We start from the raw sequence: 12,380 nt of genomic DNA on the forward strand, positions 1-12,380 counted from the left end.
ACGTGCCAGCGTAGTGGGCGATGGGCGCCGCGGCGCCGCGCGGCGAGAGTCTCAGCCCCTGCTCAGGTACTCGCTCGCCTCGTCGTCGAGGCGGCGTCGGACGGCCCCCGCCAGCGCGGTGTGCGATGCGAGCCGGGGGTCGTCGGCGAGCACCTCGGCGGCGGCATCGCGGGCGTCGGCGATGAGATCGCCGTCGCGGGCGACGCGGAGCAACTTGAGCGAGGACCGCCCGCCCGACTGGGTGGCGCCGAGCACGTCGCCCTCCTGCCGGAGCTCGAGGTCGACCCGGGCCAGCTCGAACCCGTCGAGCGTGCCGGCGACCGCATCGAGCCGCTCGCGCGCGACGCTGCCCGCCTCGGCGCCGGTGACGAGCAGGCACAGCCCGGGCACGCTGCCCCGGCCGACGCGTCCGCGCAGCTGGTGCAGCTGCGACACCCCGAACCGGTCGGCGTCGACGACGACCATCGTGCTCGCGTTGGGCACGTCGACCCCCACCTCGATCACCGTGGTCGCGACGAGCACGTCGAGGTCGTGCCCGGCGAAGGCACGCATGACGTCGTCCTTCTCGTCGGCGGCCATCCGCCCGTGCAGCGGGGCGACGCGCGCGTCGGCGAGCTTGGGGTTGGCCTGCAGCTCGGCCAGCACCGAGGCGACGGATGCCGCGGGGCCGGCGGTGGGCGCCGGCTCGCCCTCGGGCGGGTCAGCCTCCTCCGCGGCCTTCGCGTCGATCGCCGGGCAGACCACGAAGCCCTGGCAGCCCTGCGCGAGTTCCTCCCCGAGCCGCTCCCACACGCGAGCGCGCCACGCGGGCCGCTCGGCCAGGGGCACGACGTGCGTCTCGATGCCCGCGCGCCCTGCCGGCAACTCGCGGATGGTCGACACGTCGAGGTCGCCGAAGACGGTCATCGCGACCGTCCGCGGGATCGGCGTGGCGGTGAGCACCAGCACGTGCGGGTGACGGCCCTTGAGCCGCAGCGCCTCGCGTTGCTCGACGCCGAACCGGTGCTGCTCGTCGACGACCACGAGCCCGAGGTCGGCGAACGAGGTCGTCTCGCCGAGCAGCGCGTGGGTGCCGACGACGATGCGCGCCTGCCCGGCGGCGACGCGCAGGGCGGCCCTGCGCCGGTCGGCGGCGGGCAGCTGCCCGGTGACGAGCGTCGGCATCACCTCGGCGGCGAGCTCGGGGCCGAGCATCCGGGCGATCGATCGCAGGTGCTGGGCGGCGAGCACCTCGGTGGGGGCGAGCAACGCCGCCTGACCGCCGGACTCGGCCACGGCGAGCATGGCCCGCAGCGCCACGACCGTCTTCCCCGAGCCGACCTCGCCCTGCACCAGCCGGTTCATGGGGACCGGTTCGGCGAGGTCGTGGAGGATCTCGGCACCGACCGCATGCTGGTCGTCGGTCAACTCGAACGGCAGGGCCGCCTCGAAGCGCTCGAAGAGGCCGCCGGGCGCCGGCTCGCGTCGGACCGCCTCGTGCGCGCGTGCCGCCGCCCGTCGCTCGAGCAATGCGGTCTGGAGGACGAAGGCCTCGGTGAAGCGGAGCGTGCGGCGCGCGGACTTCCAGTCGGCGTCGCGTTCGGGGCGGTGCACGCGCTCGAGCGCCTCGCGGTGGCCGAGCAGGCCGCGCGTGGCGCGGATGCCCTCGGGCAGCGGATCATCGACGGCACCGAGTCCGTCGAGCAGCAGGGCGATCGCATTCTGCAGCTGCCAACTCGAGAGCGTGCCGGTCGCAGGGTAGATGGGGATCGGTGCCGTCGCCCAGCGCACCGCCGCGGCATCCGCACCGATGACCGGCTGCGCCTCGTCGAACAGCTGGTAGTCGGGATGGGCGAGCTGACGGGCGCCGCGATAGTCGGAGACCTTGCCGGCGAACATGCCGCGCACGCCCGGTCGCAGCTCGTTCGCACGCCACTTCTGGTTGAAGAACGTGAGCGTGAGGATGCCGGTGCCGTCGGAGATCTTCGCCTCGAGGATGGAGCCGCGGCGCGAACGCATCGTGCGCTCGCGGACCTCGAGCACCTCGGCGACGATCGTGACGTTCTCGTCGAGCGGGAGCTCGGCGAGGGCGGTCAGCTCGCCGCGGGCCGCGTACCGCCGCGGGTAGTGCGCGAGCAGGTCGCCGACGGTCGAGTACCCCCACGCGCGCTGCAGTGCCTGGGCGGTGCGACCCCCGAGCGCCGTCGTGAGCCGGCTGTCGAGCGTCAGTGCGCCCTCCGCCACGCGTTCGGCCGTCATGGCTCGATCGTAGGCTCCGCCTCCGTCGTCGTGGTCGTGAGCGCCTCGATCTCGGCCTGGACGTACGTGTCGTCGGGCCGCGCCCGAGCGAGCTCGCGCTGAAGCTCGAGCGCGTCGTCGGTGCGGCCGAGGCTCCGCAGGGCGCGACCCACCGACCAGCGGGCGACGTGCTGCTGGCCGGCGGTGCCGTACTGGTCGGCCGCCTCGACGGCCTTCTCGAAGTGGTGCAGCGCCGCGGCGGCGTCGCCGCGATCGTGCTTGGTCCAGCCGAGGTTGTTGTGCAGCGCGACGCCCCAGCGCTTGAGCCGCGGGTCGCGCACGCCGTCGAGGATGTCGAAGCCCTCGGCGGCCCACTCCTCCTCGTGGCCGGTGTCGTTGAGCGCCAGCATGTGGAGCGCGTCGAGCACGAGGAAGGTCGATCCGGAGAGCGCGGCTTCGCGCACGGCCTTGGTGAAGTAGGGCACCGCTTCGTCGCCGTGCTCGGATGCCGCGGCGATGCGGCCGCGCTCGAGGGCGACGCGCGCCACGACCTCGGCCGCCTCCTCGGAGGTCTCGCCCTCGCGCTCGGCGGCCTCGAGCTCGTCGAGCACGGCGAGCGCCTCGTCGTCACGGTGCTGGATGCCGATCGCACGCGCGAGCTGCGTCGCCATCACGGCGCGCTCGTGCGCCGAGTGCGCCTCGTCGGTCGCGGCCGCACGGAAGCGCTCTTCGCTCGCCGCCGGGTCGCCGAAGTCCCACAGTCGGTCGATGGCCTGCTGTTCGTGCCCCCGGTGGCGGGACGGATCGGCGTGCAGGGCGTCGGTCATGTCTTCCACGTCTCCATCATGGCAGCGCCCGAGGGGCGCCCGTTATGCTCCCGAGACATGACGCGCATCATCGCCGGCGACGCCGGCTCGCTCACGCTGGCCGTGCCGCGATCAGGCACCCGGCCGACGAGCGACCGGGTGCGCGAGGCGATCTTCTCCGCGCTCGAGGCTCGGGACGCGATCGACGGGGCCGTCGTGGTCGACCTGTACGCCGGATCGGGCGCGCTCGGCCTCGAGGCCGCGAGCCGCGGCGCGAGCGAGGTGGTGCTCGTCGAGAAGGCGAAGGCCGCCGCCGACGTGTGCCGGCGCAATGCGGCGGCCGTCGTACGCGCCGTTCGCGCTCGCGCGCCGCGCATCCGCGTCGAGGTGCGCAGCGTGCCGACCTACCTCGAATCCGCTCCGGGCGGAATCGACCTGGCCTTCATCGACCCGCCGTACGACCTCGGCGAGCGCGAGCTCGCGCGCGACCTCGAGCTGCTCGCACCGCGGCTCGCCGAGCACGCGACCGTCGTCGTGGAGCGCAGCTCGCGCTCCGCTGAGCCGACGTGGCCGAGCGGCATCGCCCCGGAGCGCCGTCGGGATTACGGCGAGACGACCCTGTGGTGGGCGTCGGCGGCGCCCGCTCAGCCCGAGACGCCGTCCCAGCCGGCGTAGGGATCCCAGCCGCTCGTGTCGACGGGCGTGCCGTCGAGCGTGAGCCGGCCGGCCTCGGGGGTCGTCGTGCCGATGACCTCGAACGGATGCGGCAGGGCCGTGCCCGCAGGGAACGCGGCGAGCAGCCCGTGGTCCTCCGCGCCCGCGAGCGCGGTGAGCGGGTCGGCACCGAGCGCGTCGCCGCGGAAGTCGATGCCGACGCCGCTCGCCTCCGCCAGGCGCCGGGCGTCACGCGCGAGTCCGTCGCTCACGTCGAGCATGGCGGTGGCCCCGGCGAGCGCGGCCGCGACCCCGGCGGCGACGGGCGGCCGGGGTGCGAGCTGGGCGGCCACGAGCGCCGGATGGCGGTCGCGCACGGCCGCGGCCCTCGCGGCATCCGGTTCGCCCGCGCCATCCCGCGCCTCGGCGAACAGCAGGGCGAGCCCCCGCGCCGCGTCGCCGCGCGCGCCGGCGTGCGCGATGAGGTCGCCCGGCCGCGCGCCGGACCGCAGCACGGGGACGCGGCCCTCGAGGTCGCCGAACGCCGTGACCGCGATGGTGAGCGCGTGCGACGCGGACAGGTCGCCGCCGACCACGCCCGCTCCCGGTGCGAGCACCGCCAGCGCGTCGCGGAGGCCGTCGGCGATGCCCTCGAGGACGGCCGCCGGCAGGTCGGGCGGCGCCGCGATCGAGACGACGAGGGCGGTCGGCCGCGCGCCCATCGCCGCGACGTCGGTGAGGTTCGTGGCCGCCGCCTTCCAGCCGAGGTCGTGCGGCGTCGACCACGCGAGCCGGAAGTCGGGACCGTGCACCATCATGTCGCTGGTCACCACGATCCGGCCGTCAGGCGCTGCCACGACGGCGGCGTCGTCACCGGGGCCGAGCAGCGACGCGTCGCCCGAGCGCAGCCTCGGGAGCACCCGCGCCAGCACCGCCGACTCGCCGAGTTCGCCGATCGTGGGCGAGGTCTCGCGCGCAGGGGGCTCCATGGCTCCCACGGTAGCGTGGAGACCGATGTCCGCTCCCCGCTCCCGCCGTGCCCCGAGCACGCTGCCGAGGCTCGTCGCCGCGGCATCCGTCGCCGTCGCCGCCCTCGCGGCGCTCACCGCCTGCAGCCAGCCCGTGCCGTTCGACCCCGCGCCCGACGCCGCCGACCCCGACTGTGCCGCGGTCGTCGTGCGACTGCCCGACGAGGTCGCCGGCCAGGCCGAGCGCGAGACCAACGCGCAGGGCACCGGCGCCTGGGGGTCGCCCGCGTCCGTGCTGCTGCGCTGCGGCGTCGAACCGCCTGGGCCGACGACCCTGCGCTGCGTGAGCGTCGACGACGTCGACTGGATCATCGACGAGTCCGACGCGCCGCGCTATCGCTTCACGACGTACGGGCGGACGCCCGCGGTGGAGGTGGTCGTCGACAACGACGTCGTGGCGGGCACCACGGTCATCTCCGACCTCTCGCCGGCGGTCGCCGCGATCCCCGCCGAGGGCGGCTGCACCGACCTCGAGGAACTTCCGGCCGAGGAGTGACCTGCCCGGGCTAGCGCGCGCCGCGCGCGACGCCGAGCTCGATGAGCTCGGCGATCAGCTCGGGATAGCTCACGCCCGAGTTCGTCCAGCACGTGGGGAACATCGAGATGGGCGTGAAGCCGGGCAGGGTGTTCACCTCGTTCACGACGAACTCGTCGCCGGTGTGGAAGACGTCGACTCGCGCGAGGCCCTCGCCGCCGATCGCCGCGAACGCGCGTTGCGCGACCCGCTGCAAATCGGCGGCCTCACCGTCGCCCAGGTCGGCCGGGCAGACCAGCTCGACGCCCGCGCCGTCGAGGTACTTGCCCTCGAAGTCGTAGAACTCGCGCCCGGTGAGCACGATCTCGCCCGCGACGCTGACGCGCGCCGGACCGCCGTCGCGCGACTCCAGCACCCCGCACTCGATCTCGCGGCCGACCACCGCGGCCTCGACGAGCACGGTGCGGTCCTCGGCGAACGCGACGTCGAGGGCGGCGTGGAGCTCGCTCCAGTCCGAGACCTTGCTGACACCGACCGACGACCCGCCTCGCGCCGGCTTGACGAAGGCGGGCAGCCCGAGGCTGCGCACGCGGCGCTCCCACAGCTCGCGGTCGCCGTCCCACGCCGGTCGGGTCAGCGTCACCCACGGTGCGACCGGGATGCCGGCGCCCTCGAGCACCGTCTTCGTGACGTGCTTGTCCATGCCGATGGCCGACGCGAGCACGCCGTTGCCGACGTACGGCAGGCCGATGAGCTCGAACAGGCCCTGGACCGTGCCGTCCTCGCCGAACCGGCCGTGCAGGATCGGGAACACGACGTCCACGTCGCCGAGCGAGGATTCCGCGCCATCCGTGCCGACGACCCGCAGCTCGCGGCTCGCCGCCGACTCGGGCCACCGCACGCGCGTGCCGTTGTCGGCCACCTCGGGCAGGTGCTCGGGGTCGAGCGCGAAGCGCGCGGGGTCGTCGCTCTCGAGCACGAAGGCGCCCTCGCGGGTGATCCCGACCGGGATCAGCTCGAACCGGTCACGGTCGATCGCCGACAGCACCCCGCCCGCCGTTGCGCAGCTGATCGAGTGCTCGCTTGACCGCCCGCCGAAGAGCAGAACCACCCTGAGCTTGTCCATCCATCGTCCTTTCGCCCTTGGGCTCGTCGTCGGTCGTGAGGTGCGGCGCGATGTCCTTGGGCGCGAGCGTTCCGGCCAGCACCTGGCGGACCTGCTCGACGATCGGCATCCCGACGCCCTTGGCGCGGGCCAGCTCGAGGATCGGACCGACCGACGCGAGTCCCTCGGTGGTCTGCTGCATCTGGTTGACGACCTCGGGCAGCTTGTAGCCCTGGCCGAGCAGGCGCCCGGCCGTGTTGTTGCGCGACAGCGGCGACTGGCAGGTCGCGATGAGGTCGCCGAGGCCCGCGAGGCCCGACAGCGTGTCGGGGTGCGCGCCGTACGCGACCGCGAAGTCGGTCATCTCGACCAAGCCGCGCGTGATGATCGAGGCCTTCGTGTTCTCGCCGTAGCCGGCGCCGTCGACGATGCCGATGGCGACCGCGATGAGGTTCTTCAGCACTCCGCCGAACTCGGTGCCGATGACGTCCGTGTTCACGAACGAGTGGAAGTACCGGTTGCGGGCGACGGATGCCACGGCCTGCGCCGTCTCCATGTCCGTCGAGGACACCACGGCCGCCGTCGGCTGTTCGCGCGCAATCTCGAGCGCCAGGTTCGGGCCGGAGATGACCGCGATCTGCGACTCGGCGATCGGGAGGATCTCGGCGATCACCTCGCTCATGCGGTGGCCGGTCGACTTCTCGACGCCCTTCATGAGCGAGACGACCACCGCGTTCGCGTGCAGGTGCGGTTCGGCCTGGATGAGGTTCTGCCGCAGGGTCTGGCTCGGCACGCAGACGTAGACCTGCTCGGCACCCGCGAGCGCGAGGTCGAGCCGGCTCGACGCGCGCAGCCCGAGCGGCAGGTTGATGCCGGGGAGGTAGTCGCTGTTGCGCTTGGCCTCCTGGATCTCGCGTGCGAGCTCGGGGCGGCGCGCCCACAGCATGACGTCAGCGCCGCCGTCGGCCAGGATCTTCGCGAACGTCGTGCCCCAGCTCCCGGCGCCGAGCACGGCGACGCGCTTGCCGGGCGCGCGTCGGCCCGGCGTCCTAGCCATCGAGGCGTCCCGTCTCCTTCTGGCCGTGCTTGACCGGGTCCCAGCGCTCGGCCGGCGGCGTCTCGCCGCGCAGCTCGCCGAGCAGTGCGGCGATGGCGTCCATCAGCTCGTTGGTGGCGGCCGTGAGGTTCGCGGTGTCGAGCGGCTTGTCGGCGTAGGCCGAGAGGTCGAGCGGCTCGCCGATGATCACGTCGACGGTCTTGCGCGGGAACAGGCTGAGCTTCTTGCCGTATCGCGGCAGGATCGCCTGGGTCCCCCAGTGCGCCGCGGGCACGACCGGGATGCCGCGCTCGAGTGCGATGCGCACGGCACCCGTCTTGCCCCGCATCGGCCACATGCCGGGATCGCGGGTGAGCGAGCCCTCGGGATACACGATCACCATGCGCCCCTCCTCGACGAGGCGTTCCGCGGCACGGATCGCGGCGTGGCTCTGGCTGCCGGCGCGCTCGACGGGGATCTGCCCCGACGTGCGGAGGAGCCAACCGAGGATCGGGTTCTTGAACAGCGACGCCTTCGCGAGGAACCGCGGCGCGCGGCCGAGCTTCCAGCACGCGACGCCCATCACGAGCGGGTCGACCTCGCTGTAGTGGTTGGGCGACAGTACGAAGGCGCCGGACTGCGGCATCCGCTCGTCGTGGTGGAATCGGTACTTCACCGACAGGTTCCAGAGCGGGAGGACGAGGGCGGCCAGCACCCAGAAGAACGAGGGCCGGCGCTTCTCGGCGCCGCGCTTCACTGCGGGCGCGGCGGCGGGGTCATGTTGGGGCACTGACCCATTATCCTTCGAGCGCGAAGTCCGCTCCGAGCAGCTCCAGCTTGGTGATGAAGTTCTCGTAGCCGCGCGCGATGATGCCGACGTTCGACACGGTCGAGCGCCCCTCTGCGGTGAGCGCCGCGATGAGGTGGCTGAAGCCGCCGCGCAGGTCGGGCACCTCGATGTCGGCGCCGCGCAGCTGCGACGGGCCCGAGATCACGGCGGAGTGCTTGAAGTTGCGCTGGCCGAACCGGCACGGGCGACCGCCGAGGCACTCCTTGTGCACCTCGATCGACGCGCCCATCTCGACGAGCGCGTCGACGAAGCCGAAGCGCTGCTCGTACACGGTCTCGTGCACGATCGAGACGCCCTTCGCCTTGGTCAGCGCGACGACGAGCGGCTGCTGCCAGTCGGTCATGAAGCCGGGGTGCACGTCGGTCTCGATGATGACGGGCTTCAGGTCGCCGCCGGGGTGGTAGAAGCGGATGCCGTCCTCGTGGATGTCGAACGCACCGCCGACCTTGCGGAAGACGTTGAGGAACATGAGCATCTCGGCCTGGCGCGCTCCGCCGACGAAGATGTCGCCCTCGGTCGCGAGCGCCGCGGCCGCCCAGCTCGCGGCCTCGTTGCGGTCGAAGAGCGCACGGTGCGTGTAGCCCTGCAGCTTCTCGACGCCCTCGATGCGGATCACGCGGTCGGTGTCGACCGAGATGATGGCGCCCATCTTCTGCAGGATGTTGATGAGGTCCATGATCTCGGGCTCGATGGCCGCGCCCGACAGTTCGGTGATGCCGTCGGCGAGCACCGCGGTGAGCAGCACCTGCTCGGTCGCGCCCACGCTCGGGTAGGGCAGCGAGACCTTCGCTCCGTGCAGGCCGTTGGGGGCCGACATGCGGATGCCGCTCGGCAGCTTCTCGACGATCGCGCCGAAGTTGCGGAGCACCTCGAGGTGGTAGTCGATGGGCCGGTCGCCGATGCGGCAGCCGCCGAGGTCGGGGATGAACGCCTCGCCGAGTCGGTGCAGCAGCGGCCCGCAGAACAGGATCGGGATGCGGCTGGAGCCCGCGTGCGCGTCGACCTCGGCCATGTGCGCGGTCTCGACCGCGGACGGGTCGAGCACGAGGTCGCCCTCGTCGGCGCCCTCGGTCACCGTCACGCCGTGCACCTCGAGCAGGCCGCGCACGATGCGCACGTCGCTGATGTTGGGGACGTCCTTCAGCACGCTCGGGGTGTCGCCGAGGATCGCCGCGACCATCGCCTTGGTGACGAGGTTCTTCGCGCCCTTCAGCTCGATCCGGCCACGCAGCGGCTTGCCGCCGTTGATCGTGATGCGGTCGACCGGGAGGCCGACCGCCGTGCCGTGCTGCTTCGCGTCATCCACGAGTGTGTTCACTCAGTTCCCTGTCTCTGCCGGCTCCCGGATGGGGAGCGTCGTCGGCCGCCACGCCTCACGGTGCGACTCGAACTCGGCGATGGCCGGCTCGTCCCGGAGGGTGAGCCCGATGTCGTCGAGTCCCTCCAAGAGCCGCCACCGAGTGTAATCGTCGATGTCGAATGAAACCGTGAGTGAGCCGATGCTCACCGTACGCTCAACCAGATCGACGGTCGCGGTTATTCCCGGCTCGGCCTCGATCGCCTCCCAGAGGCGCTCGACGTCCTCGTACGCGACCTGCGCTGCGAGCAGGCCCTGCTTGCCCGAGTTCCCTCGGAAGATGTCGCCGAAGCGCGAACTGATCACGACGTCGAAGCCGAAGTCGCGCAGCGCCCAGACGGCGTGCTCGCGGCTGGATCCGGTGCCGAAGTCGGGCCCGGCGATGAGGATGCGGGCGCCCGCGTAGGCCGGGTCGTTGAGGATGAACTCGGGGTCCTGACGCCACGCGTGGAAGAGCGCGTCGTCGAAGCCGGTCTTCGTCACCCGCTTGAGGAACACCGCGGGGATGATCTGGTCGGTGTCGACGTTCGAGCGGCGCAGCGGGGCGGCGACGCCGGTGACGGTGCTGAACTTCTCCATGTCAGTTGCCGCCCTTCGCGCCGGTGGCCGAGTAGGCCGGCACGGCCGTATCGAGACCCCCGGATGGCTCCTGCTCGAGATCCCACGGGCTCGACAGCGTGCCGCGCACGGCGGTCGCGGCCGCGACGAGCGGCGAGACGAGGTGGGTGCGGCCGCCCTTGCCCTGGCGACCCTCGAAGTTGCGGTTCGACGTGGACGCGCAGCGTTCGCCCGGGGCCAGCTGGTCGGGGTTCATGCCGAGGCACATCGAGCAGCCTGCGAACCGCCATTCGGCGCCGAACTCCTCGAACACCTTGTCGAGGCCCTCGGCCTCGGCCTCGAGGCGCACGCGTGCCGAGCCGGGAACGACCATGACGCGCACGCCGTCGGCCTTCTTCCGGCCCTTCACGATGGAGGCGAACGCCCGCAGGTCCTCGATCCGGCTGTTCGTGCACGAGCCCATGAAGACCGCGTCGACCTTGATGTCCTTCAGGGGCGTGCCGGCCGCGAGGTCCATGTACTCGAGCGCGCGCTCGGCCGCGGCTCGCTCGTGCTGGTCGTCGATCGCGGCCGGGTCGGGCACGACGTCGCTCAGCGAGACGCCCTGGCCCGGGTTCGTGCCCCAGGTCACGAACGGCTCGAGCTCGTTCGCGTCGATGAACACCTCGGCGTCGAAGGCGGCGCCCTCGTCGGTGGGGAGCGTGCGCCAGTACGCGACGGCGGCGTCCCAGTCCTCGCCCTCGGGCGCGTGCGCGCGACCCTTCAGGTACGCGAACGTCGTCTCGTCGGGCGCGACCATGCCCGCACGGGCACCGGCCTCGATCGACATGTTGCAGATGGTCATGCGGCCGTCCATCGAGAGCGAGCGGATGGCGCTGCCGCGGTACTCGAGCACGTAACCCTGGCCGCCGCCGGTGCCGATCTTCGCGATCACGGCGAGGATGATGTCCTTCGCGGTGACGCCCGGACGCAGCTCGCCCTCGACCGTGATCGCCATGGTCTTGAACGGCTTGAGCGGCAGCGTCTGCGTCGCGAGCACGTGCTCGACCTCGCTCGTGCCGATGCCGAACGCCATCGCGCCGAACGCGCCGTGCGTGGACGTGTGGCTGTCGCCGCACACGACGGTGATGCCGGGCTGCGTGAGGCCGAGCTGCGGGCCGACGACGTGGACGATGCCCTGTTCCTTGTCGCCCAGCGAGTGGATCCGGACGCCGAACTCCGCGGCATTGCGGCGCAGCGTCTCGATCTGGGTACGGCTCGTGGGGTCGGCGATCGGCTTGTCGATGTCGAGCGTGGGCGTGTTGTGGTCCTCGGTCGCGATCGTGAGGTCGGGCCGACGGACGGGGCGTCCCGCCATCCGCAGGCCGTCGAACGCCTGAGGGCTCGTGACCTCGTGCACGAGGTGCAGGTCGATGTAGATGAGGTCGGGCGTGCCGTCCTCGCCCTTCTTCACCAGGTGCGCGTCCCAGACCTTCTCGGCCAGGGTGCGCGGGTGATCGGGGATGTTCGGGTACTGCTCAGTCGCTTCCGCGGTCATGAATGCGTTCTTCCTCGAGACGGGTGTGGCAGCCGACGACGAACTCCGCGACGGGGAAGGCCGTCAGAACGAGGCCCCGTCGCGGCGGAGAAGGAGGAGCCGGCCGCTGAGCACGTGGCAAGGCTACCATCCCGTCGCCGGGCGCCCGCTCGCGTCGCCTCAGGACCCGACGTCGGGTGCGAGGTCGGCCAAGAAGGCGACATCGCCGAGGAGCAGCACCGCGTCGGCGGGCACCGGCGTCGGCACGCCGGGCTCCAACTCGACGGGATCGCGACCGTCGGGCCAGATCCGCACGCCGTTGGTCGACTGCAGGTCGGTCGCGACGAGGCGGTCGCCGTCGACCTCGAGCAGCGCGTGCGTCTTGGACATGGAACGAAGCGGGTCGACGATCGCCACGGGGGTTGCGCCGCCCGTCACCACGTCGAGCTGCGGGTCGCGCCCGGCGACGACACGATCGCGGACCACGAACTCGACGCCGTCGGCGCTGCGGAGGCGCCACGCCCGAGGACGTGCCCGAGCGGTGGACGCGGCCGGCGCGGCCGGCACGATCGGCGCGGCCGGCGCGATCGGCGCGATCGGCGGCACCGGCGGCGACGGCGGAGCAGGTCGCGCGGCACCTGGCGGCGCCACCACCGGCGTGGTGGGGCGGAACGCGGGAAGCCGGTCCGGCGCCTGCACCGTGCGCTCCGGCGTCTCGGGCTCCGGGGCGTCGGGCACGAGCCCTGGCGGGGGCACGATGAAGTCGGCCTGGCTCACG

General features: G+C 72.6%; 12 protein-coding genes. 2 read left to right on the forward strand and 10 right to left on the reverse strand.

Annotation, left to right across the window (positions count from 1 at the left end):
* Positions 1-51 precede the first annotated feature (51 nt).
* Entirely contained in the window at positions 52-2,238 is a 2,187-nt protein-coding gene (locus tag ACFQ58_RS10300) for an ATP-dependent DNA helicase RecG (RefSeq protein ID WP_376950976.1), read from the reverse strand.
* Entirely contained in the window at positions 2,235-3,044 is an 810-nt protein-coding gene (locus ACFQ58_RS10305) for a hypothetical protein (RefSeq protein WP_376950977.1), read from the reverse strand. The genes ACFQ58_RS10300 and ACFQ58_RS10305 overlap by 4 nt, the downstream gene beginning before the upstream one ends.
* Positions 3,045-3,101: 57 nt before the next feature.
* Here ACFQ58_RS10305 and ACFQ58_RS10310 point away from each other — a divergent pair, with 57 nt between their 5' ends.
* Positions 3,102-3,698, forward strand: a complete 597-nt coding sequence (locus tag ACFQ58_RS10310) for an RsmD family RNA methyltransferase (RefSeq protein WP_376950978.1) — start codon at positions 3,102-3,104, stop codon at positions 3,696-3,698.
* Here ACFQ58_RS10310 and thiL read toward each other — a convergent pair.
* Entirely contained in the window at positions 3,668-4,666 is a 999-nt protein-coding gene (gene thiL, locus ACFQ58_RS10315) for a thiamine-phosphate kinase (protein WP_376950979.1), read from the reverse strand. The genes ACFQ58_RS10310 and thiL overlap by 31 nt on opposite strands.
* Positions 4,667-4,691: 25 nt before the next feature.
* Here thiL and ACFQ58_RS10320 point away from each other — a divergent pair, with 25 nt between their 5' ends.
* Positions 4,692-5,201, forward strand: coding sequence for a DUF3515 family protein (locus tag ACFQ58_RS10320; protein ID WP_376950980.1), 510 nt, complete (start codon positions 4,692-4,694; stop codon positions 5,199-5,201).
* A 10-nt stretch (positions 5,202-5,211) separates the two neighbouring features.
* On the opposite strand, the gene ACFQ58_RS10325 is transcribed toward ACFQ58_RS10320, so the two are convergent.
* The 7 genes from ACFQ58_RS10325 to ACFQ58_RS10355 form a co-directional block, all read right to left on the reverse strand.
* Complete coding sequence (locus ACFQ58_RS10325) at positions 5,212-6,306, reverse strand: D-alanine--D-alanine ligase family protein (protein WP_376950981.1); 1,095 nt, start codon at positions 6,304-6,306, stop codon at positions 5,212-5,214.
* A complete protein-coding gene (locus ACFQ58_RS10330) occupies positions 6,206-7,342 on the reverse strand; it encodes an NAD(P)H-dependent glycerol-3-phosphate dehydrogenase (protein WP_376950982.1) in 1,137 nt (378 codons plus the stop codon). Before ACFQ58_RS10330 ends, ACFQ58_RS10325 begins: the two co-directional genes overlap by 101 nt.
* Entirely contained in the window at positions 7,335-8,111 is a 777-nt protein-coding gene (locus tag ACFQ58_RS10335; protein WP_376950983.1) for a lysophospholipid acyltransferase family protein, read from the reverse strand. Before ACFQ58_RS10335 ends, ACFQ58_RS10330 begins: the two co-directional genes overlap by 8 nt.
* Positions 8,112-8,118: 7 nt before the next feature.
* Positions 8,119-9,489: a UDP-N-acetylglucosamine 1-carboxyvinyltransferase gene (murA, locus tag ACFQ58_RS10340; protein ID WP_376950985.1), complete on the reverse strand. Its 1,371-nt coding sequence runs from the start codon at positions 9,487-9,489 to the stop codon at positions 8,119-8,121.
* On the reverse strand, positions 9,490-10,107 hold the full coding sequence (gene leuD / locus ACFQ58_RS10345) for a 3-isopropylmalate dehydratase small subunit (protein ID WP_376950986.1): 618 nt from the start codon (positions 10,105-10,107) through the stop codon (positions 9,490-9,492).
* Between the two features lies 1 nt (position 10,108).
* Positions 10,109-11,623 (reverse strand): 3-isopropylmalate dehydratase large subunit, encoded by a 1,515-nt coding sequence (leuC, locus tag ACFQ58_RS10350; protein ID WP_376950987.1) that lies wholly within the window; start codon positions 11,621-11,623, stop codon positions 10,109-10,111.
* A 159-nt stretch (positions 11,624-11,782) separates the two neighbouring features.
* The gene (locus ACFQ58_RS10355; RefSeq protein ID WP_376950988.1) at positions 11,783-12,379 is read right to left on the reverse strand and encodes an FHA domain-containing protein; all 597 of its coding nucleotides are present in this window, start codon (positions 12,377-12,379) and stop codon (positions 11,783-11,785) included.
* Position 12,380 lies beyond the last annotated feature (1 nt).

This window comes from Agromyces sp. NPDC056523, assembly GCF_042794545.1.
GTDB lineage: Bacteria > Actinomycetota > Actinomycetes > Actinomycetales > Microbacteriaceae > Agromyces.